The organism is Shinella sp. WSJ-2 (assembly GCF_003432075.1).
In the GTDB taxonomy this organism is placed as follows: domain Bacteria; phylum Pseudomonadota; class Alphaproteobacteria; order Rhizobiales; family Rhizobiaceae; genus Shinella.
Genome location: NZ_QWBU01000002.1, coordinates 104663 through 126007, shown reverse-complemented (window position 1 = coordinate 126007; position 21345 = coordinate 104663). Strand labels below are relative to the sequence as shown.

Annotated in this window: 23 protein-coding genes; 10 read left to right on the top strand and 13 right to left on the bottom strand. The window is 64.4% G+C overall.

The features are described from left to right. The first annotated feature begins 2 nt into the window (after positions 1-2). Entirely contained in the window at positions 3-821 is an 819-nt protein-coding gene (gene dapB / locus D0Y60_RS04680) for a 4-hydroxy-tetrahydrodipicolinate reductase (RefSeq protein ID WP_117367318.1), read from the top strand. A 22-nt stretch (positions 822-843) separates the two neighbouring features. Then, positions 844-1479 (top strand): 2,3-bisphosphoglycerate-dependent phosphoglycerate mutase, encoded by a 636-nt coding sequence (locus D0Y60_RS04675; RefSeq protein WP_117367316.1) that lies wholly within the window; start codon positions 844-846, stop codon positions 1477-1479. A gap of 58 nt (positions 1480-1537) precedes the next feature. On the opposite strand, the gene D0Y60_RS04670 is transcribed toward D0Y60_RS04675, so the two are convergent. Beyond that, the gene (locus D0Y60_RS04670; RefSeq protein ID WP_117367314.1) at positions 1538-2410 is read right to left on the bottom strand and encodes a bifunctional helix-turn-helix domain-containing protein/methylated-DNA--[protein]-cysteine S-methyltransferase; all 873 of its coding nucleotides are present in this window, start codon (positions 2408-2410) and stop codon (positions 1538-1540) included. Between the two features lie 69 nt (positions 2411-2479). Beyond that, positions 2480-2980, bottom strand: coding sequence for a DUF2244 domain-containing protein (locus D0Y60_RS04665; RefSeq protein ID WP_117367312.1), 501 nt, complete (start codon positions 2978-2980; stop codon positions 2480-2482). Between the two features lie 76 nt (positions 2981-3056). On the opposite strand from D0Y60_RS04665, the gene nth reads away from it, so the two are divergent. Further along, on the top strand, positions 3057-3812 hold the full coding sequence (nth, locus tag D0Y60_RS04660; RefSeq protein ID WP_117367310.1) for an endonuclease III: 756 nt from the start codon (positions 3057-3059) through the stop codon (positions 3810-3812). On the opposite strand, the gene D0Y60_RS04655 is transcribed toward nth, so the two are convergent. Next, the gene (locus D0Y60_RS04655; RefSeq protein WP_117367308.1) at positions 3802-4374 is read right to left on the bottom strand and encodes a TetR family transcriptional regulator; all 573 of its coding nucleotides are present in this window, start codon (positions 4372-4374) and stop codon (positions 3802-3804) included. The two genes, nth and D0Y60_RS04655, sit on opposite strands and share 11 nt — an antisense overlap. A 138-nt stretch (positions 4375-4512) precedes the next feature. Between D0Y60_RS04655 and D0Y60_RS04650 the strand changes: the two genes are divergently transcribed. After that, a complete protein-coding gene (locus tag D0Y60_RS04650; RefSeq protein WP_117367306.1) occupies positions 4513-4938 on the top strand; it encodes a VOC family protein in 426 nt (141 codons plus the stop codon). Here D0Y60_RS04650 and D0Y60_RS04645 read toward each other — a convergent pair. Next, complete coding sequence (locus D0Y60_RS04645) at positions 4921-5646, bottom strand: sulfate transporter family protein (protein WP_117367304.1); 726 nt, start codon at positions 5644-5646, stop codon at positions 4921-4923. The two genes, D0Y60_RS04650 and D0Y60_RS04645, sit on opposite strands and share 18 nt — an antisense overlap. A gap of 157 nt (positions 5647-5803) precedes the next feature. On the opposite strand from D0Y60_RS04645, the gene D0Y60_RS04640 reads away from it, so the two are divergent. Next, a complete protein-coding gene (locus D0Y60_RS04640; RefSeq protein WP_117367302.1) occupies positions 5804-7837 on the top strand; it encodes a methyl-accepting chemotaxis protein in 2034 nt (677 codons plus the stop codon). Between the two features lie 16 nt (positions 7838-7853). Here the strand turns inward: D0Y60_RS04640 and D0Y60_RS04635 are convergent, their stop codons facing one another. Both D0Y60_RS04635 and epmA read right to left on the bottom strand, forming a co-directional pair. Beyond that, entirely contained in the window at positions 7854-8909 is a 1056-nt protein-coding gene (locus D0Y60_RS04635) for a lysine-2,3-aminomutase-like protein (RefSeq protein WP_117367300.1), read from the bottom strand. Then, entirely contained in the window at positions 8906-9970 is a 1065-nt protein-coding gene (gene epmA, locus D0Y60_RS04630) for an EF-P lysine aminoacylase EpmA (RefSeq protein ID WP_117368366.1), read from the bottom strand. The genes D0Y60_RS04635 and epmA overlap by 4 nt, the downstream gene beginning before the upstream one ends. Positions 9971-10119: 149 nt before the next feature. On the opposite strand from epmA, the gene efp reads away from it, so the two are divergent. Continuing rightward, positions 10120-10689 carry an elongation factor P gene (gene efp / locus D0Y60_RS04625; protein WP_117367298.1) on the top strand — a complete coding sequence of 190 codons (570 nt, stop codon included), beginning with the start codon at positions 10120-10122 and terminating at the stop codon, positions 10687-10689. A 174-nt stretch (positions 10690-10863) separates the two neighbouring features. After that, positions 10864-11856, top strand: coding sequence for an adenosine kinase (locus tag D0Y60_RS04620; protein ID WP_117367296.1), 993 nt, complete (start codon positions 10864-10866; stop codon positions 11854-11856). Here the strand turns inward: D0Y60_RS04620 and D0Y60_RS04615 are convergent. After that, on the bottom strand, positions 11849-12388 hold the full coding sequence (locus D0Y60_RS04615; RefSeq protein WP_117367294.1) for an SH3 domain-containing protein: 540 nt from the start codon (positions 12386-12388) through the stop codon (positions 11849-11851). The two genes, D0Y60_RS04620 and D0Y60_RS04615, sit on opposite strands and share 8 nt — an antisense overlap. Before the next feature lie 181 nt (positions 12389-12569). Between D0Y60_RS04615 and D0Y60_RS04610 the strand changes: the two genes are divergently transcribed. Further along, positions 12570-13574 carry a D-glycerate dehydrogenase gene (locus D0Y60_RS04610; protein WP_117367292.1) on the top strand — a complete coding sequence of 335 codons (1005 nt, stop codon included), beginning with the start codon at positions 12570-12572 and terminating at the stop codon, positions 13572-13574. Here D0Y60_RS04610 and D0Y60_RS04605 read toward each other — a convergent pair. From D0Y60_RS04605 to recF, 3 genes are read right to left on the bottom strand one after another with little or no spacing between them, the layout of a single operon-like run. Further along, entirely contained in the window at positions 13571-14044 is a 474-nt protein-coding gene (locus D0Y60_RS04605; RefSeq protein ID WP_245409090.1) for a GNAT family N-acetyltransferase, read from the bottom strand. The two genes, D0Y60_RS04610 and D0Y60_RS04605, sit on opposite strands and share 4 nt — an antisense overlap. Beyond that, entirely contained in the window at positions 14041-14808 is a 768-nt protein-coding gene (locus D0Y60_RS04600) for a molybdopterin-synthase adenylyltransferase MoeB (protein WP_117367290.1), read from the bottom strand. The genes D0Y60_RS04605 and D0Y60_RS04600 overlap by 4 nt, the downstream gene beginning before the upstream one ends. After that, the gene (gene recF / locus D0Y60_RS04595; RefSeq protein WP_117367288.1) at positions 14805-15929 is read right to left on the bottom strand and encodes a DNA replication/repair protein RecF; all 1125 of its coding nucleotides are present in this window, start codon (positions 15927-15929) and stop codon (positions 14805-14807) included. Before recF ends, D0Y60_RS04600 begins: the two co-directional genes overlap by 4 nt. A 220-nt stretch (positions 15930-16149) precedes the next feature. Here recF and D0Y60_RS04590 point away from each other — a divergent pair, with 220 nt between their 5' ends. After that, positions 16150-16827 carry an HAD-IA family hydrolase gene (locus tag D0Y60_RS04590; RefSeq protein ID WP_348627852.1) on the top strand — a complete coding sequence of 226 codons (678 nt, stop codon included), beginning with the start codon at positions 16150-16152 and terminating at the stop codon, positions 16825-16827. A gap of 3 nt (positions 16828-16830) precedes the next feature. On the opposite strand, the gene D0Y60_RS04585 is transcribed toward D0Y60_RS04590, so the two are convergent. Next, the gene (locus D0Y60_RS04585) at positions 16831-17454 is read right to left on the bottom strand and encodes a TetR/AcrR family transcriptional regulator (protein ID WP_117367286.1); all 624 of its coding nucleotides are present in this window, start codon (positions 17452-17454) and stop codon (positions 16831-16833) included. Positions 17455-17553: 99 nt separating this feature from the next. Between D0Y60_RS04585 and D0Y60_RS04580 the strand changes: the two genes are divergently transcribed. Then, on the top strand, positions 17554-17790 hold the full coding sequence (locus tag D0Y60_RS04580) for a hypothetical protein (protein ID WP_117367284.1): 237 nt from the start codon (positions 17554-17556) through the stop codon (positions 17788-17790). Between the two features lie 49 nt (positions 17791-17839). On the opposite strand, the gene dnaJ is transcribed toward D0Y60_RS04580, so the two are convergent. Further along, entirely contained in the window at positions 17840-18964 is a 1125-nt protein-coding gene (gene dnaJ / locus D0Y60_RS04575) for a molecular chaperone DnaJ (RefSeq protein WP_117367282.1), read from the bottom strand. Between the two features lie 245 nt (positions 18965-19209). Next, positions 19210-21111: a molecular chaperone DnaK gene (dnaK, locus tag D0Y60_RS04570; RefSeq protein WP_117367280.1), complete on the bottom strand. Its 1902-nt coding sequence runs from the start codon at positions 21109-21111 to the stop codon at positions 19210-19212. Positions 21112-21345: the final 234 nt, after the last annotated feature.

The following is a 21345-nucleotide window of genomic DNA, read 5'->3' as shown; positions in this document are numbered from 1 at the left end:
ACATGAGCGGCACCGCAATGAAGCTGGTCGTCGTCGGCGCCGCCGGCCGCATGGGTCAGACGCTGATCCGCACCATCCACGCCATCGAGGGGGCGGAGGTGTTCGCTGCCGTCGAGCGTGAAGGATCGCCCTTCATCGGCCGCGATGCGGGCGAACTTGCCGGCCTCGGCCCGATCGGCGTTGCCATCACCGACAAGCCGCTCGAAGCCTTCGTCGCCGCCGAAGGCGTGCTCGATTTCACGGCACCCGCCGCGACCGTCGATTTCGCCGGGCTCGCCGCGCAGGCCCGCATCGTGCATGTCATCGGCACCACCGGCTGCTCGCCCGAAGACGACGAGAAGATCAAGGCGGCCGCCCGCCATGCCCGCATCGTCAAATCGGGCAATATGAGCCTCGGCGTGAACCTGCTCGGTGTGCTCACCGAGACCGCCGCCCGCGCACTCGGCCCCGCCGACTGGGATATCGAGGTGCTGGAAATGCACCACAAGCACAAGGTCGATGCGCCCTCCGGCACGGCGCTGTTGCTCGGCCAGGCGGCTGCCAAAGGGCGCGGCATTTCGCTGGCCGACAATTCCGTGCGGGTGCGCGACGGCCATACCGGCGCGCGCCCCACGGGCACGATCGGCTTTGCCACGCTGCGCGGCGGCTCCGTCATCGGCGAACATTCCGTCGTCATTGCCGGCGAAGGCGAACTGGTGACGCTGTCGCACAGCGCCACCGACCGCTCGATCTTCGCCCGCGGCGCGGTGCAGGCCGCACTCTGGGCGCGCGACAAGAAGCCCGGCCTCTATTCCATGCTCGACGTGCTCGGGCTCAATTGATCAAACCTCGGAGACAGACCCTATGAGCGGAACCCTCGTCCTCGTTCGCCACGGCCAGAGCGAATGGAACCTGAAAAACCTCTTCACCGGCTGGCGCGATCCCGACCTGACCGAACTCGGCGTCGAGGAAGCCAAGACCGGCGGCAAGGCGATCGCCGAGACGGGCATCAAGTTCGACATCGCCTTCACTTCGGACCTTTCCCGCGCCCAGAAGACGCTGAAGATCATTCTCGACGAGATCGGCCAGCAGGGTCTAGAAACGATCCGCGACCAGGCGCTCAACGAGCGCGACTACGGCGATCTCTCCGGCCTCAACAAGGACGACGCCCGTGCCAAGTGGGGCGAGGAGCAGGTGCATATCTGGCGCCGGTCCTACGACATCCCGCCGCCGGGTGGCGAGAGCCTGCGCGACACCGGTGCCCGCGTCTGGCCCTATTACCTCACGGAAATCCTGCCCCGCGTGCTGCGCGGCGAAAAGGTTCTGGTCGCCGCGCACGGCAACTCGCTGCGCTCGCTGGTCATGGTGCTCGACAAGCTGACCAAGGACGAGATCCTGAAACTCAACCTCGCGACCGGTGTACCCATGGTCTACACGCTGAACGCCGATTCGACCGTCAAAACCAAGGACGTTCTCGGCGACATGTCGGGCGCGCACTGAGCGGTTCCCAACACCTTCGCAAATGAAAAGGCCGGCATCTCTGCCGGCCTCTTTCGTTTCAGGCCTTGCCCGATTCCCAGCCAAGCATCGCCCGCTTGCGCGTCAGGCCCCAATGGTAGCCGGTAAGCGCGCCGCTCTTGCCGAGCGCGCGGTGGCAGGGCACGACGAAGGAGATGGGGTTGCGACCGACTGCGGCACCCACCGCGCGCGAGGCGGTGGGCTGTCCCAGCGTTTCGGCAATCGACGAATAGGTGACGGCGCAGCCCATGGGAATGCGCAGCAGCGCCTCCCAGACGCGGACCTGAAAATCCGAGCCGATCAACACGATGCGCAGCGGCGCCTTGGGATCCCAGCGCGTCGGATCGAAGATGCGGGCGGCATAGGCGGCGGTCGCCTCGCTGTCCTCCACATAATGGGCATTGGGCCAGCGCGAGGACATGTCCTCGAAGGCATCATCGCCACCCGGTTCGTCGGCAAAGGCAAGGCCGGCGAGGCCGCGGTCGGTGATCATGACGAGGGCGCGGCCGAAGGGAGACGGGTGAAAACCGTAGCGGATCGTCAGACCGGCGCCGCGCGCCTTCCATTCGCCCGGCGACATGGCCTCGTGCGTGACGAAGAGATCGTGCAGGCGGCTCGGGCCGGACAGACCGACCTCGAAGCTGGTTTCGAGCAGCGGCAGCTCTTCCTGGCGCAACAGGCGCTTGGCGTGATCGAGTGTCACGGCCTGCAGAAAGGCCTTTGGCGATAGGCCGGCCCAGCGGGTGAATGTCTTTTGCAACTGCGTCGGCGACTGGCCGAGACGACCGGCAATGTCGTCCAGACCGGGCTGGTCGCGATAGTCGTCCGTGATCATTTCGATGACCTGGCGGACGGTCGTGTAATCGTCGCCCTCGGGCGTGATGTCGGTTTGCAAAGTCGCGGCAATGTTCATCGCTTTTCTCCTGTGCCGCCAGAAAAGCATGGCGCGCGCAGGCTCGCCACCCGATTCCTGCAAGCCTCGTCAGTAGCCGCGTTTCACCCGCGCCAGCGCACCGGAAAAGGCCGAGGCGAAGCGCTCGCGGTCGTCGAGCGGCAGGAAGGTGCCGACATCGGTCTCGCGGCCGTTGCCGCGGACATGCATGGCGGTGATGCCGATCTCGGCCTTGCGCGAGACCTGGAAACGCGCCCAGAACGGGTTGAAGACATGTTCCGTCTCGCGCCCGGACGGGCTGATCTTGCGGATGGAAATGTTGGTGCGCGACAGCGAGACCACCTCGCGCGCCTTGGCGGCGCGATTGTTCAGCCAGAAGGCGCCGAAGAGGATCAGGAAATCCGCGCCGAAGAACAGCACCACGGGCCAGGCACCGGAGATCATGAAGACCGCCATATGGGCAAAAGTGAGTGCACCGGCGATGACGAAGAAGATGCGATGGCCGTTGCGTCCGAGCGACCGATAGGGGTGCAGCTCGGCCGAGAAGACCGGCAATTCGTTCATCGTGATGTCAGCGTTGCCTTGCGTCATGGGCGAGGATTATAAGCATGTCGCGCAAAAGTGTGTAGCGGTTTTGCGGCCACGATATGCGCCCTGCGGAAGCACGATGGAAAACGGAAAGATCAAAAAGACAGTGGCCCCGCGCAGCAAGGGGCCGGCCCGGCCGAAAAGCCTCTATTCGCAGGACGAGCTGAAGGAGATCTTTCGCCGCTTCTCCATCCAGCGGCCGGAGCCGAAGGGCGAGCTCGAACATGTGAACCCGTTCACGCTCGTCGTCGCCGTCGCCCTTTCCGCGCAGGCGACCGATGCCGGCGTCAACAAGGCGACGCGCGCGCTCTTTGCCGTTGCCGACACGCCGGAAAAGATGCTCGCGCTCGGCGAAGAGAAGGTGCGCGACTACATCAAGACGATCGGCCTCTACCGCAACAAGGCGAAGAACGTCATCGCGCTCAGCCAGATGCTGGTCGATCGCTTTAACAGCGAGGTGCCGCGCACCCGCGAGGAACTCGTTATGCTGCCCGGCGTCGGGCGCAAGACGGCAAATGTGGTGCTGTCCATGGCCTTCGGCCAGGCGACAATGGCAGTGGACACCCACATCTTCCGCATCGCCAACCGGCTGCGCCTTGCCCCCGGCAAGACGCCTGATGAGGTGGAGGAGAAGCTGATGCGTCTCATCCCCGACGAATATCTCTACCACGCCCACCACTGGCTGATCCTGCACGGGCGCTACTGCTGCAAGGCGCGCCGGCCCGAATGCGAGCACTGCGTCATCGCCGATCTCTGTCGATCGCCGGAGAAGAGTTGCGACGTGCCGGCGCCCCTGGTGGAACTGCCGGCCCAGCTGTTCGGCCCTACGCCTTGAGACCGTCGATCAGGTCGGCAATCGCCGCCTCATAGGCCTTGCGGTCCGCTCCGGCCTCGATGGCGATTGCCGCGCGGTCAAAGGCGGCGGAGAGCAGATCTGTCAGCACCTGGAGTTTTTCCGCACCCACATGCGGCCCGAGCAGGTCGGAAAGGCCTGTTTTCAACGTGCCCTCGGCATTCTCCTGGTCGATCGCAGATGTGCCTTCGAGGCCAATGACGGCGGGGGCCTCCAAAAGCAGAAGCCGCGTGCGGCCGGGTTCGGCCATCGCGTCGAAATAGGCGGCGGCACCGGACAGCAGCGCCTCGCGCGGCGTGCCGGAAGTGGTCGAGATCGTCTCGATCTGTGCGGCGACAGCTTGCGCCTCGCGCTCCAGCGTCGCGCGAAACAGCGCCCGCTTGTCCTCGAAATGGTGATAGAGCGCGCCGCGTGTCACGCCGGCCTCCGCCACGATGTCGGGTGTCGCCGTGTCCGCATAACCCTTTTCCACGAACAGCCGCCGCGCCGCCTCGATCAAAGCCAGCCGCGTCGCTTCCGTTCGTTCCCTGTTACTGCGTGCCATCTCGCCTCTTTACATACAATCTGCATGTATGTTAATTGATAGAAAGATGCAGACTGTATGTTTTTTCACGCCGCAACTCCAGCAAAAGTGTGAAGCGGTTTTGCGTTCGGGATTGCGCAGGAGACGAAAGGCAAAGCGATGAAAACGACCAACTACTATCCCGTGATCATGACCGACGACGTGGCGGGGACCGCCGAATTCTACACGGCGCATTTCCGGTTTGAGGCACTTTTCACCAGCGACTGGTACATCCACCTCCAGTCAAAGGAGGACGAGAAGGTGACGCTTGCGGTGCTCGATGGCAGCCATGAGACGATCCCGGCCGTGGGGCGCGGCAAGGTCTCAGGGCTTCTGTTGAATTTCGAGGTCGAGGATGTCGATGCGGTCTATGACGCCGTGCGCGCGGCCGGGCTGCCGATCCTGCGCGACATCAGGGACGAGGATTTCGGCCAGCGCCATTTCATCACCGCCGATCCGAACGGCGTGATGATCGACGTGATCAAGCCGATCCCGCCGAGCGCCGACTATGCCGCCCTCTACGACGCGTCAGTTCTGCCGCAGTGAAAAACCGGAATCCTTGCGGCTCAAGGCTTTGTGGAGATGCACCATGAGGCCGGCCGCAAAGAGCGGCGTCAGCAGGTTGACGATGGGTATTGCCAGGAAGGCCGCTATCAGCAGGCCGGCGAGCAGCACAGTAGACCCGTGTTTGGCGCGAAACAGCCGTGCCTCCTGAGGCGGACGGTAGCGCATGGCGGCGAATTCGAAAAATTCCCGGCCGAGCAGGTAGCCGTTGACCACGAAGAAGGCGACGAGATTGACGCCCGGAATGAACAGCAGGAATAACGCGATCAGATTGCCGAGGATGACGATGCCGAGGAATTTGATCGAACCGGCAATGGCTTGCCCCATCGGCAGGGGAACACCCGGCTTTTCCGCGGGATAATCGCGCTTCTCGATCACTTCGGCGACATCGTCGAGGAAGAAGCCGGCGATGACGGCCGTGACGGGGGCGAGCAGCAAGGCAAGGCCGAGCGCCAGACCGATGCTGGCGATAACGCCGAAGACGAGGGTGAGCCAGCCCGCCCAATCCGGCAGGTCGGGCATGAAGGCGCCCTCAAGCCACGGCCAGGCGAAGGCGATGAAGGTTTCGCGCAGCCCGAACCAGATGACCACAAGGGCAAGCAGCGTGAGGCCCAAAACCTTCCAGAAGACGCCACGCGTCTCCGGGGCGAAGAGATTGGCCAGCGAAAGCCGGGCGGCGTCGAAGATCATCGCAAACTCCTGTTCGCTCCCGCATGTAGGGTGTGGAAAAGCGCCCGGCAAGGCAGGCCTTCGCAACGCCCCATTAAGCCGGTGTTAAACGCCCGCGCCTAGACTCTCGCGCACTCGCACGTCGCCGTGCAAACACCAAAAAAATCAGGGAACTGTCATGCGCAATGTCCGGATCAGCAGGCTCTTGCCCGCCCTCTTCGTCCTTATGGTGGTGCTCGGCGGCCTGCAGGGTGCCGTCGCCTTCCGCTCGCTGTCGGCGATGACCGGCCATATCGAGCGCATCGGCACGGACCGCATGCCGCAGATGAGCAGCATCCTGCAGCTGAGCCACGCCTTTTCCGAGTTGAACGCCACCTATTCCGAACATCTGCTCTCGATGGATCCGGACGAGATCGGTCGCATCGAGGCCCGCATCAAGGAGCGCGCCGATGCCTTTGCCGGCATGGTCGACAGCTATGGTGCGGCCAATACCGGCGACGCGGCGACGACGACCGAGGTGGACGGCATCAAGGCGACGCTGAAGACCTATCTCGACGGCGCCGCCAAGCTCATCCAGTTTTCCGCCATCGCCGCCAAGGGGCCGGCGCTGGAAGTCTACAAAGGCCCAATGCAGGCGAGCGCCGATGCGATCACCGCCTCGCTGAACGACCTCGTCGCCCGCACCCAGAAGGTGACGGACGAGACGATCCTGTCGGCCCGCGCCGAGGAAGGCTCGGCCTTCGCGCTGACCTGGGCCTCGCTTGCCGCGGCCATGGGCATCGCGCTTGCCGCCATTTTCCTCGTCAACCGCCGCGTCGTGAAGCCGCTCAACGGCCTGGGTGCCGCGATGAAGCGGCTGGCCGAAGGCGACACGACTGTCACCATTCCGCATGCCGATCGCACCGACGAGATCGGCGAAATGGCCGGCACCGTCGCCATCTTCCGCGACAATGCCGCCGACCGCCAGCGCCTGGAGCGCCAGAGCGAGGAGGACCGCCGCCGCGCTGATAGCGAGCGCCAGGCCCGTGACGCCGAGCGCACCCGCGACAGCGGCCGCGTGCAGGAGGCGGTCGCCAGCCTTGCCGACGCACTCGGCAAGCTCGCCGCCGGCGACATGACCTGCCAGATCGCAAAGCCCTTCGACGGCGATCTCGACCGGCTGCGCGAGGACTTCAACGCCTCGGTCGCGCGCCTCAGCGACGCTCTGCGCGAGGTGGGCGAAAACGCCCGCGCCATCGATGCCGGCGCAAGCCAGATCCGTGCCGCCGCCGACGACCTGTCGCGCCGCACCGAGCAGCAGGCCGCCGCAGTCGAGGAGACCGCCGCCGCGCTCGAAGAGATCACCACCACCGTCAAGGATTCGACCAAGCGGGCGGAAGAGGCCGGCGCGCTGGTGGGCCGCACCCGCACGGGCGCGGAAAAATCCGGCGAAATCGTGCGCCGCGCCGTGTCAGCCATGCAGGAGATCGAAAAGTCCTCCAGCGAGATCACCAATATCATCGGCGTGATCGACGACATCGCCTTCCAGACAAATCTTCTGGCACTGAATGCCGGCGTCGAGGCGGCCCGCGCCGGTGAAGCCGGCAAGGGTTTTGCGGTCGTCGCGCAGGAGGTGCGCGAGCTTGCCCAGCGCTCCGCCAAGGCCGCCAAGGAGATCAAGTCGCTGATCAACACCTCCGGCGAGCAGGTGCGCACCGGCGTGTCGCTGGTCGGCGAAACCGGCCGCGCCTTGCAGACCATCGTTACCGAGGTGCAGGAGATCAACAGCCATGTCGTGGCGATCGTCGAGGCCGCGCGTGAACAGTCGACCGGCCTTCAGGAGATCAACACCGCCGTCAACGCCATGGACCAGGGCACGCAGAAGAACGCCGCCATGGTCGAGGAGACGACGGCGGCGAGCCACGGCCTCGCCTCGGAAGTACAGGCGCTGAACGCCCTGATCGGCCGCTTCAATGTCGGCGGCAGCGCGGCCGCCGACCGCTCCATGCAGGCGCCGCACCTCCACATCGTGCCCTCCACCCCTTCCCCGCCCGTTATCTCCGCGCCGGAACCGACCGTCGCCCGCAAATCGCCCGGCCAATGGAACGTCAAGGCTGCCAGCGCCAAATCCCGCCCGGTCAGCTCGCCGGCCCTCGCTCTCAGCGAAAAGCTCGCCGGCGCGCTGGGCGTGCGGCAGGAGAAGGGCAATGACGGAGACTGGGAAGAGTTTTGAGAAAGGCTTTTAAGGCCTAATTCTCTTCCGGCGGATAGCGATGCGTCTCGCCGCGGAAATCGCGCAGGCGGAAACAGCCGTCGTCGGCCTCTTCCACCGCCATGGAATCCGCGCGTACCTTGCCGTGGCCGCCGGGGATGTCGAGGATATAGGCGGGCTGGCAGAGGCCGGAGACGCGGCCGCGCAGGCGCTCCACCAGCGCCCGGCCTTCGGCGAGCGTCAGGCGGAAATGCGCGGTACCGGGGGCGAGGTCCGGATGGTGCAGGTAATAGGGCTTTATCCGGTTCTCGACGAAGCTGCGCATCAGCGCGGCCAGCACATCCTCGTCGTCGTTGACGCCCTTCAACAGCACCGTCTGGCTGATCATAACCAGGCCGGCATCGACGATGCGGGCGATGGCGGCGCGGGCGTCCTCGGTGAATTCGCGCGGATGGTTGGCGTGCAGCGCGACATAAGTGGTCTTGCCGGAGGCTTTCAGCGCGTCGATCAGTTCGGCATCGATCCGGGCAGGATCAACGACCGGAACGCGGCTGTGGAAGCGCACGATCTTCACATGATCGATCGCTGCAAGCCGCTCCATCATGTCGCGCAGCCGGCGCGGTGACAGCACGAGCGGATCGCCGCCTGTCAGAATGACTTCCCAGATTTCCGGCCGCCCGGCGATATAGGCGATGGCGGCATCGAGCGCAGCGGGCGTCAGTGTGCCAAGGCCTTCCGGCCCGACCATCTCGCGGCGGAAGCAGAAGCGGCAATAGACGGGGCAGACATGCACGGCCTTCAAGAGCACGCGATCGGGATAACGGTGCACGATGCCCTCGACAGGACTGTGCGCGAGGTCACCGATCGGGTCGGCGCGCTCTTCCGGCAGCGTCACCAGCTCGGCGGCATCGGGCACGAACTGGCGGGCGATGGGATCGTTGGGGTCGTCTGCATCGATGAGCGCGACGAGCGGCGGCGTGACGGCGACCGCGTAGCGCTCGGCGACGGCGGCCGTTTGCGCGCGCCTGTCGTCCCGCACGAGACCGGCGGCGACCAGATCGTCCACGGTTGAGAGGCTACGCGATACGGTCAAGGGGCGGTCTCCGCCACGGGCGCCCAGATCACCTGATCGATGCGTGACGCGCCCGTCGCCAGCATGACGAGCCGGTCGAAGCCGAGCGCGATGCCGCTTGCCGCGGGCATTACCGCCAGCGCCGCCAGAAAATCCTCGTCGAGCGGATAGGTCTCGCCATAGACACGAGCTTTTTCGGCCATTTCCAGCTCGAAGCGGCGACGCTGCTCGGCGGCGTCCGTCAGTTCGCCAAAAGCGTTCGCCAGTTCCACGCCGCAGGCATAGAGCTCGAAGCGCTCCGCCACGCGGCGATCGTGCGGCGCGGGGCGGGCCAGGGCGGCTTCGGCTGTGGGATATTCGCAGAGAATGGTGGCACGGCCGAAGCCGAGTTCGGGTTCGACCTTCTCCACCAAAACGCGGCTGAACAGATCGGCCCAGGTGTCGTCTTCGGCAACCCGCAGGCCCGCAGCGCGCATAGCTGTCGCAAGCGCCTCGCGGTCCGTCGCGCCGTCGGGAGCGATCGTCGCCAGAAGATCGATGCCGGCATGGCGATGGAAGGCCGCGGCGACCGCCAGCCGCTCGGGTACAAGCGTCGGATCGCAGGTGGCACCGCGATAGGTGAGCATGGAGGCGCCGGTGACCTCGGCGGCCAACGCCAGCATCTCTCCGCAATCCTCCATCAGCATGTCATAGGTCTCGCCGGCGCGATACCATTCCAACATGGTGAATTCCGGGTGGTGCAGCGGTCCGCGCTCCCGGTTGCGATAGACATGGGCGAAACAGGCAATGCGCTTCTCACCGGCCGCCAAAAGCTTCTTGCAGGCGAATTCCGGCGAGGTATGCAGGTAGAGCGGCGTCTCCGCGCCCGAATGGCCGATGGCGGTCGTCCGAAAGGCATGCAGGTGCGCCTCGTTGCCGGGGGAAACCTGCAGCGTCGCCGTATCGACTTCGACGAAATCGCGCGCGGAAAACCAGACGCGCAGCGCCGCCTGGATGCGGTTGCGGGCCATCAGAAACGCCCGGCGATCTGCATGGACGTCAGGCGTCCACCAGGGCGAAGGTTTTTGGCTTGTTACGCTCATATGACAGGTTTCTTCGACCATGCGGACGGCAAGACTGGTCTTTTGCCGTGATATAGGGTAGTTGCGGCCCCGAATACAGATTTTCAGCGTCCGGGAAGCGTCCTTAACGGTCCTCTACGACGCGAACCATCCACTTACAAGGAAGACTTATGGTAAAGATCATCGCCTCTTCCGTCCGCAAGGGCAATGTCCTCGAGGTCGAAGGCAAGCTCTATGTCGTGCTGACGGCGCAGAACTTCCACCCCGGCAAGGGCACGCCGGTCACGCAGATCGACATGCGCCGCATCTCCGATGGCGTGAAGGTCTCCGAGCGCTACCGCACGACCGAGCAGGTCGAGCGCGCCTTCGTCGAAGATCGCGAGCACAACTTCCTTTATGAGGACGGTGAAGGCTTCCACTTCATGAACCCGGAGAGCTACGACCAGCTCACCATGTCCCAAGAGGACATCGGCGACCTCAAGGCCTATCTCCAGGAAGGCATGACGGTCATCCTGTCGGTGCATGAAGGCGTTGCCATCGCCATCGACCTGCCGCGTCACGTCACGCTCGAAATCGCCGAGACGGAACCGGTCGTGAAGGGCCAGACGGCTTCGTCGTCCTACAAGCCGGCGATCCTGTCGAACGGCGTTCGCACGCTGGTGCCGCCGCACATCTCGGCCGGCACGCGCGTCGTCATCGCGACGGAAGACGGTTCCTACGTGGAACGCGCCAAGGATTGATCCGCTTTCGCCGACATCAAGCCGCCCGCCGGAAACGGCGCGGCGGCTTTTTTCTTTCAAACTCCGCAAAAACCATTATGACCAAATCCCGGCTCTTACTTTTTTGACGCATGCCGTTGCCGCAAAACCGCTGAACACTTTTGCGCGGCAGGCTTATCGAGACGGGACTTCCGCATGACCAAATTCGACGTGCTGACGGTCGGCAATGCCATCGTCGACATCATCGCGCGCTGCGACGAGAACTTCATCACGGACAACGGCATCATCAAGGGGGCGATGAACCTCATCGATGCCGAACGCGCCGAACTGCTCTATTCGCGCATGGGTCCCGCCCTCGAAGCCTCCGGCGGCAGCGCCGGCAACACCGCCTCGGGCGTCGCGAGCTTCGGCGGCAAGGCGGCCTATTTCGGCAAGGTGGCGAACGACCAGCTCGGCGACATCTTCATCCACGATATCCGCGCCCAGGGCGTGCATTTCGAGACGAAGCCGCTCGCCGGCCCTCCGCCGACCGCCCGCTCGATGATCTTCGTGACGCCGGACGGCGAGCGCTCGATGAACACCTATCTCGGCGCTTGCGTGGAGCTTGGTCCCGAGGATGTGGAAGAGCAGGTCGTGGCCGACGCCAAGGTCACCTATTTCGAGGGTTATCTCTGGGATCCGCCGCGCGCCAAGGACGCGATTCGCGAATGCGCCCGCATTGCGCATGCCCACGGCCGCGAAATGTCGATGACGCTGTCTGACAGTTTCTGCGTGCACCGCTACCGCGGCGAGTTCCTCGACCTGATGCGCTCCGGCACCGTCGATATCGTCTTTGCCAACAAGGCCGAAGCGCTGGCGCTCTACGAGACGGAAGACTTTGAAGAAGCCTTGACGAAGATTGCGCAGGATTGCCGCCTCGCGGCGGTGACGATGAGCGAGGAAGGCTCGATCATCCTGTCGAAGGGCGAGCGCACCAAGGTGGAAGCGATCAGCGTTCCCTCGGTCGTCGACACGACGGGCGCCGGCGATCTCTATGCCGCCGGCTTCCTGTATGGCTATACTGCCGGCCGCACGCTTGCCGATTGCGGCCGCCTCGGCAGCCTTGCCGCCGGCCTCGTCATCCAGCAAATCGGCCCCCGGCCGCTGCAATCGCTGGCGGCGGAGGCCAAGAAATCAGGCCTTATTTGAAGGCTTCGCCCGGATAGGCGCCCCAGATCTCGTTCTGCGAGACCCAGCCGGCCGTGCCGTCCACTTCGGCACGGCACCAGTCGCCGTTGCACTCGCCGACCTTGACGACGACGCCGGGCTGGATCTTGGCCACCAGTGTGGCGTTCGACATGCCCTCACGGCGCATGTTGACGAAGACGTTCTCGCCCTTGCCGCGCATCCACGGCGCGGTGACGGCCGTGCGCTCGCCCGACAGCAGCGCCTGGTTCACCCAGCCTTCCGTGCCGTCGGCATCGCGGATGCGGCGCCAGTTATCGTACTCCTGAATGATCTCGACCGGTACGCCGGATTTCAGATAGCGCCAGGACACCGCATAATCGACGCTCGGGCCAACGCGCAGATTGACGCTCTTGGCCTTGAGGCTGACGAAGCGCGGCAGCGGCAGGCCACTCGGGCCCTTGGCCGCCTGGGCATGGGCCGACTGGAGGCCGGCGACGGAAAGGATGATGCCCGCAAGGGCGACGAGGCTGAGACGCACGACAAGGTTACGCATGGACGATCCGCACAGATTTTGAGGAGGCATCGGGCTGCCATGCCGGTCAGCGGTAGCAAATCGCGGGGACCGCACGACGGGCGGATTGTCTTCGCGACCGGGTCTGGTAGAAAATGCCCCTGATGAAGCAATCCTTGCCCAACTTGGTTAAGGACCCGTCAACAGGACGCCGGAACATCCCATGACGCAGAAGAAAAAACCGAAGGTCTATATCACGCGCCGCCTGCCCGAGGTGGTGGAGACCCGGATGCGCGAACTGTTCGACGCAGAGCTCAACATCGACGATAAGCCGCGCAGCCAGCCGGAGCTCGTCGCCGCCGTGAAGAGCGCCGACGTTCTGGTGCCCACCCTCGGCGACCGGATCGATGCCGCGCTGATCGAGCAGGCCGGCCCTCAGTTGAAGCTGATCGCGTGCTTTTCCAACGGCGTCGACAATGTCGACGTGGAAGCGGCCGCCAAGCGGGGCATCACCGTTACCAACACGCCGAACGTCCTGACCGAAGACACCGCCGACATGACGATGGCGCTGATCCTCGCCGCCCCCCGGCGCCTTGCCGAGGGTGCGCATATCCTGACCGACCGCAAGGGCGAATGGGCCGGCTGGTCGCCGACATGGATGCTCGGCCGCCGCATCTGGGGCAAGCGGCTGGGCATCATCGGCATGGGCCGCATCGGCACGGCGGTCGCCAAGCGCGCCAAGGCCTTCGGCCTCTCCATTCACTATCACAACCGCCACCGCGTGCGCCCGGACACGGAAGACGCGCTGGAAGCGACCTATTGGGACAGCCTCGACCAGATGCTGGCGCGCGTCGATATCGTCTCGGTCAACTGCCCCTCGACACCCGCGACCTTCCATCTGCTCTCGGCCCGCCGGCTCGAGTTGATGCAGCCGACGAGCTATATCGTCAACACGGCGCGCGGCGGCATCATCGACGAGACGGCGCTGATCAAGTGCCTGCGCGAGGGCAAGATCGCGGGTGCCGGCCTCGACGTCTTCGAAAACGAGCCCGCGGTCAGCCCCAAGCTCCTGAAGCTCGCCGCCGAAGGCAAGGTCGTGCTTCTGCCGCATATGAGCTCGGCGACGATCGAAGGCCGCGTCGACATGGGCGAGAAGGTCGTCATCAACATCCGCACCTTCTTCGACGGCCACCGCCCGCCGGACCGCGTGCTGCCGAGCCGGATCTAGTCGAGACGCTTACGCATCTCGACCGAGGTGATGCGGGTAAAACCGGGATGGGCGTTTTCGGCCGTCCGGACGAAACCCCAGTGCGCGAAGGTTACGTGATTGCCGGTGAGTTCGATGCGCGTTTCGAGCCGCAATGCCGGCAAGCGCAGGCCGCGTGCCAGCTCTTCGGCCGCCGCCATCAGCAATCGCCCCACGCCCCGGCCCTGAAGGGCCGGCGCGACGGCGAGCTTGCCGATGTAGAGCGCTTCGGGTTCGGGCCGGCAGAAGATGCAGCCGAGCAGCCTTTGGCCCTCCACGGCCGCGTAGGCGATTTCAGCCCGTGCTCGGGCGGCGAGCGAGGCCGGGGTCAGCAGGTGCGCGGAAGACGGCGGGTCGATGACCCCGTCCATGGAGGCGAAGGCCTCGAGGATGAGCGCCAGGAGGTCGTCCCACCGCTGAAAGCCTGCATCGATGCGGAGGATCGCCGTCACGCTCCGGCGACCCGGCGCCTTGCATATTTCATGGTTTCGAAACGGGCCGCCAGCCCGTCATAGAGTAGAAGCCGGCCAACCAACGGCTCGCCGGCGCCGGTCACCAGCTTGATGACCTCCATCGCCATCAGCGTGCCGACAACGCCGGTCAGCGCGCCAACGATGCCCGCCTCCGCGCAGGCCGGTACCACACCGGGCGGGGGTGCGGACGGGAAAAGGTCGCGGTAGCCGGGATTGTCCCGGCCGTCCGCGGCTGTCTCATAGGGCTTCAGCACGGTCAGCGAACCATCGAAACGGCCGACGGCGCCGGTCACCAGCGGGATGCGCGCGGCCTCCGCCGCATCGGCGGCAGCATAGCGCGTGTCGAAATTGTCGGAGCCATCGACCAGGAGATCATAGCCGGCTAACAAGCGGGCCGCATTCTCCGCGGTCAGCCGTTCGGCGAGACCGGAAAACCGCACATGCGGATTGAGGCGGGCGACGGCAGCCTCGGCGCTCTCGATCTTCGGCGTACCCAGGCCCGCGGTGTCGTGGATCACCTGGCGCTGGAGGTTGGAGAGCGAGACGGTGTCGTCGTCGAGTACACCGATGTGGCCGATGCCGGCGGCGGCGAGATACTGAATAACAGGCGCTCCGAGACCGCCCGCGCCGACGACAAGCACATTCGCCGCCTTCAGCTTCTGCTGGCCGGAACCGCCGATTTCGGCGAGCACGATATGGCGGCGGTACCGGTCGATTTCTTCAGGGCTGAGCGGATCGGTCATGCCAAAATGCCTCCGTTCGAGACGGTGAGAAATTGCGCTCGGTCGCCGAGCGCATCGAACATCGACCGGTCCGTGCCGGTCATGAAGGACTGGCCGCCGAGTGCATCGACCCGGTCGAACAGCGCGGCGCGCCGGCCCTCGTCGAGATGGGCGGCGATCTCGTCGAGCAGCAGCACCGGCGCATGGCCGGTCATGCCGGCGACAAGCCCGGCATGGGCGAGGATGAGGCCGATCAAGAGCGCCTTCTGCTCGCCCGTCGAGCAGCGCTCGGCCTCCATATCCTTCTCGCGATGGCGGATCAGCAGGTCGGCACGGTGCGGCCCGTCCAGCGTGCGGCCGGCGGCGGCGTCGCGGTAACGTCCGCTTTGTAGCATATCGAGATAGATTTCCTCGATCTCGTATGCCGGGCGCTGCCATTCGTCATCGAGAAAGCCGGAGAGGCGAAGCGTGGCGGAGGGGAACGGCCCGTCGTCGCGGGCGGCCTCCACCAGGCCGGAAAGCAGGCTGACGAGCTCGTGGCGGGCATGGGCCATGGCTATGCCGAGTTCGGCCATCTGCTTTTCCAGCGCCGTCAGCCATGCGGGATCGGGCCGGTGGTCGGACAGGAGCCGGTTGCGGCCGCGCATCGCCTTTTCGAAATCCGCCGCGCGGCGGCCATGTTCGGGATCGAGCGACAGCACCAGCCGGTCGAGGAAGCGGCGGCGATCAGCCGAGGGGCCGGTGAAGAGGCCGTCCATGGAGGGCGTCAGCCAGACGACGCGCAGGTGATCGAGCAGCTCATCGACGGTTTTCACCGCCGTGCCGTTCAGGCGCAGCTTTCGCGCCGTGCCCTCATCGCCGCCGTCCGTGCCGGTGCCTATATCGACCTCGCCCATCATGCCGTCGAGCGTGACAAAGACGGAGAAACCGCCATCGCTGCCGGCACGCGGCACATCCGCATAGGCGGCGCGGCGAAGACCCCGGCCGGGCGAGAGGAAGGAGACGGCCTCCATGAGGTTCGTCTTGCCCGCCCCGTTCTGTCCGGTCAGCACGACATGCCGGCCGTCGAGCGACAGCGACAGGCCCGCATAATTGCGGAAATCCGTGAGCTTGAGGCGGGAGAGGGAAACCTTGTGCGGCATGGTTCGAGAGCTAGAGCATTTTTCCGCGAAGGGGAATCGTTTGTCGGCGCATTCTGCCGCGAGCAACAGAAAGATGGGGTTGCGGGTGCGCCGCATCAACATCACAGGCGCTGCGCGGGACACGAAGGCGTGAAGCCGGTTGCCTGCCCGGACGGGAGCGGGTAATTCAAAGCTCCCGCCGCGCTTTGCGCCTCCCCTCCCCGGCCAGCAGGTTTTCATCTTGTCCCTTTCAGCCCGTCCCGTTTTCGACCGCAGCTTTTCCGCCTTCCTTTTCGACATGGACGGCACGATCATCAATTCCATTCCGGCAACCGAACGTGTCTGGAGCAACTGGGCGCGCAAACATGGGCTCGATGTCGCGGCCTTCCTGCCGACCATGCATGGCGTGCGCGGCATTGATACGATCACGCGGCTCGGCCTGCCCGGCGTGGATCCGCTTGCCGAGGCGAAAGAGGTCGAGCGGGCGGAGATGGAGGATGTCGAGGGCATCGTTCCCATTTCCGGTGCCATCGAATTCCTTTCGGCGCTTCCGATGAGCCGCTGGGGCATCGTGACCTCGGCGCCGGTAGCGCTCGCCCATCGCCGCCTTGCCGCAACCGGCATTCCGCTGCCGACGGTCATCGTCACCGCCGATGACGTGACGAAGGGCAAGCCGGCGCCGGATGGCTATATCCTCGGCGCAAAACGCCTCGGCTTCGATCCGGCCGATTGCCTGGTTTTCGAGGACGTGCCGGCCGGCATTCTGGCGGGCGAAGGAGCGGGCGCGCAGGTGGCCGTGATGACGGCAACGCATCATCATCCGATCGAAACCAGTCATCCGCTTTTGAAGAGCTATGAGGGCGTGACATCCGCGGTGGATGCCGACGGCAAACTGCGCCTTCTGCGCACAGCCGACTGAAGGCTATGCGGCTGGCTGCGTGACGATGCCGGCCAAAACCGTATCGATCACGGCGTCGATCTCTGCGTCGGTCACGTCGAGCCGTTCCGTCAGCAATCGGCCCCAGGCGAAGCTGGAGATGAGTTCCGTGGTCAGCGTGGGATTCACATCCGCGCGCACCTCTCCGCGCGCCTGCGCCTTCTCGATGATCTTTCCGCTCTGGCTGCGACGATCAACCATATAGGCCGAAAGGGCGGCCAGCGCATCGCGATCGCCCTGCGCCTTCGCCACCACGCAGCGGAACACTTCGCCGCCCGTGCCTTCGCGCCAGGTCGCCAGGATGCCTGTCAGATAGGCGCGCAGGTCTTCGCGGATGTTGCCCGTGTCCGGGAAGATGAAGCTGGTGCGCTTGCGGCAATGATAGACGTCGAGCAACAGCGCGGCCTGCGAGGGCCACCAGCGGTAGATCGTCGGCTTGCCGGCCCGCGCGCGCTTGGCCACCGCCTCGATGGAGAAGCCGTTCAGGCCGTTTTCCAGAAGCACCGCTTCGGCCGCAGCAAGGATCGCCGCCTCGCTCTCGGGATTGCGGGTCGCGCCGATCGAGCGGCGGGCCGGCTTGGTTTCGGTAACTTGGGCAGTTTCGGACACGGGGATTTTCCTTTTTTACCCTTCTAGCATGAAAGGTACTTGAACGGAACGTTTCGTTTCTATATAAACGAAACGTTCCGTTTTATAAAGGTTCCTCCCATGACCGCTGCCTCTCATCCCCGCAAGCTTTCCCGCATCCATCTCGCACTCGCTACGCTCGTGCCCGTCTATCCGCTGATCACCACGATCCTCTATATCGTGCTGCCGTTCACCGAGGGCTGGACGATCTGGCAGCGCACGGCCGTCATCGCTCCCATCATGGTCTTCGCCATGGTCTTCTTCGTCTCGCCCTTCGTGCAGAAGCGGTTTTCGAATTTCTTCCTGCGCGCGGCATGAAAAAAGCCGGGTGTTTCCACCCCGGCTTTTTCTTGGTCCTCAGGCCGAATCAGCCCTCGAAGAATTCCTTCATCCGCGCGAAGAAACCCGCGGATTCCGGATTGTTGTCCTTCGAGGAAATCTCCTCGAATTCCTTGAGCAGCTCGCGCTGGCGCTTGGTCAGCTTCTGCGGCGTCTCGATCTGGATCTGGATATAGAGATCGCCGACCTGGTTGGAGCGGAGCACCGGCATGCCCTTGCCCTTCAGGCGGAACTGTTTGCCGGCCTGCGTGCCCTCCGGCACCGAGACGCGCGACTTGGTGCCATCGAGCGTCGCGACATCGAAGGTTCCGCCAAGCGCCGCCGTCGTCATCGAGATCGGCACGGCGCAGTAAAGATCCGCCCCGTCGCGCTGGTAGAATTCATGCGGCTTGACCGACAGGAAAATATAGAGATCGCCCGCCGGACCGCCGCGAACGCCGGCTTCGCCCTCGCCCGACAGGCGGATACGTGTGCCGTCCTCGATGCCAGCCGGAATGTTCACCGACAGCGAACGCTCTTCCGTGACGCGGCCGTTTCCGTGGCACTTGGTGCAGGGGTCGGTGATCGTCTGGCCGCGGCCATGACAGGTCGGGCAGGTACGCTCGATCGAGAAGAAGCCTTGGGCGGCTCGCACGCGGCCGGAGCCTTGGCAGGTCGCGCAGGTTTTCGGGCTGGTGCCCGGCTTGGCGCCGGTGCCCGTGCAGACGTCGCAGGTGATCGACGTTGGCACGCGGATCTGCGCGGTCTTGCCGGCGTAGGCCTCTTCCAGCGAGATTTCCATGTTGTAGCGCAGGTCGCCGCCGCGCTCGCGTCCGCCTGAGGATCGCCGCTGGCGCCCGCCGCCCATCATCTCGCCGAAGATGTCCTCGAAGATGTCGGAGAAACCGCCGCCCTGGAAGCCGCCGCCACCGCCCCCCATGCCGCCCTGTTCGAAGGCGGCGTGGCCGTAACGGTCATAGGCTGCGCGCTTCTGCGCGTCCTTCAGCGTCTCATAGGCTTCATTGACTTCCTTGAACTTCTGCTCGGCAGAGGCATCGCCCGGATTCTTGTCCGGATGATACTTCATCGCCATCTTGCGGAAGGCGCTCTTCAGCTCCTTCTCGTCGGCGGTCTTGGAGACACCCAGCGTCTCGTAAAAATCAGCTTTTGCCATTCGGGTTCACATCCGTTTCGCGGGAACGGTCTTCTTGTTATGGATGAGCAAACTTGCCTTCAGCCTGCGCGCCTGAAAAGCGCGCATGAAAAAAGGCGGGAGCCGGTGCGAAAGACAGGGCCAGGACATCGTCACCGCTGAAAACGGGCGTGATCATCTCGGCCTTGTTCCCTTCGCGCTGACTTCCGCCTTTTCGCTGTCCAAGTGCACCGGCCGCGTAAAACGCGGCCGGCATGTCTGGAGGCTTAGGCCGACTTCTTGTCGTCCTTGACTTCCTCGTAGTCGGCGTCGACGACGTTGTCGCCAGCGTTATCAGAGGAGGCGGCTTCTTCAGCCTGCTGGGCCTCGTAGATCGCCTGACCGAGCTTCATGGAAACCTCCATGAGCGTGTTGGTCTTGGTCTTGATGTCTTCGGCATCCGGCTCGGAGGCTTCGACAGCCGTCTTGAGGTCGGCGATCGCGGTTTCGATGGCCTTGCGGTCGTCTTCCGTGACCTTGTCGCCATATTCCTTGAGCGACTTTTCCGATGAGTGGATCAGGCTTTCAGCCTGGTTCTTGGCCTCGACGGCCTCACGGCGCTTCTTGTCGGCCTCGGCATTGGCTTCGGCATCCTTGACCATCTTCTCGATGTCGGCGTCGGACAGACCACCGGAAGCCTGGATGCGGATCTGGTGCTCCTTGCCGGTGCCCTTGTCCTTGGCCGAAACCTGCACGATGCCGTTGGCGTCGATGTCGAAGGTGACTTCGATCTGCGGCATGCCGCGCGGTGCCGGCGGAATGCCGACGAGGTCGAACTGGCCGAGCAGCTTGTTGTCGGCTGCCATTTCGCGCTCGCCCTGCGAGACGCGGATGGTCACGGCCGACTGGTTGTCCTCGGCGGTCGAGAAAGTCTGCGACTTCTTGGTCGGGATCGTCGTGTTGCGCTCGATCAGACGGGTGAAGACGCCGCCCAGCGTTTCGATGCCGAGAGACAGCGGGGTCACGTCGAGGAGCAGAACGTCCTTGACGTCGCCCTGCAGAACGCCGGCCTGGATGGCCGCGCCCATGGCGACGACTTCATCCGGGTTCACGCCCTTGTGCGGCTCCTTGCCGAACAGCTGCTTGACGACTTCCTGCACCTTCGGCATGCGGCTCATGCCGCCGACCAGAACGACTTCGTCGATCTCGGCCGCCGTGACGCCGGCATCCTTGAGGGCTGCCTTGCACGGTGCGACAGTGCGCTGGACGAGGTCATCGACCAGAGCTTCGAACTTGGCGCGCGTCAGCTTCATCGTCAGGTGCTTCGGACCGGAGGCATCCGCCGTGATGAACGGCAGGTTGATTTCGGTCTGCTGCGAGGACGAGAGCTCAATCTTGGCCTTTTCGGCAGCTTCCTTGAGGCGCTGCAGGGCGAGCTTGTCGTTCTTCAGGTCGATGCCCTGGTCCTTCTTGAACTCGTCGGCGAGGTAGTTGACCAGACGCATGTCGAAGTCTTCACCGCCGAGGAAGGTATCGCCGTTCGTCGACTTCACTTCGAAGACGCCGTCGCCGATTTCCAGAACCGAGATATCGAACGTGCCGCCGCCAAGGTCGTAGACGGCGATGGTCTTGCCGTCCTTCTTGTCGAGGCCGTAGGCGAGTGCCGCAGCCGTCGGCTCGTTGATGATGCGCAGAACTTCAAGGCCGGCGATCTTGCCGGCATCCTTGGTTGCCTGGCGCTGGGCGTCATTGAAGTAGGCCGGAACCGTGATGACGGCCTGCGTGACCTTTTCGCCGAGGTAGGATTCAGCGGTTTCCTTCATCTTCTGAAGGATCATCGCGGAGATCTGCGAGGGGGAGTAACCCTTGCCCTGCGCCTCGACCCAGGCGTCGCCATTGTCGCCCTTGACGATCTTGTAGGGAACGAGACCCTTGTCCTTCTCGACGAGCTTGTCGTCGTAGCGGCGGCCGATGAGGCGCTTCACTGCGAACAGGGTGTTTTCCGGGTTGGTGACGGCCTGGCGCTTTGCCGGCTGGCCGGTCAGGCGCTCGCCATCATCATTGAAGGCGACGATCGAAGGGGTCGTACGCGCGCCTTCCGCATTTTCAATGACCTTCGCGTCCTTGCCGTCCATGACGGATACGCAGGAATTGGTCGTCCCGAGGTCGATACCGATTACTTTAGCCATGTCATTCTCTCCTTCAAGCGAACTGCCGGAACCCATTCAGGCATTCTGTTGGCAGCCCCTAATGGTATGGTCTTAGCGAAAGCATCGAACGGATCCGAAGCTTTGCGGGGTATATAAGGATGCCTCCAGACGACTGCAAGACATTGCCGCGCCGCAAAGCGCGCAAAATCAGCATGTCTAAGACGGATAAGCGATCCCCGGCGGCAATGTGGGGGCCTTCCTGACAGGCGTCAA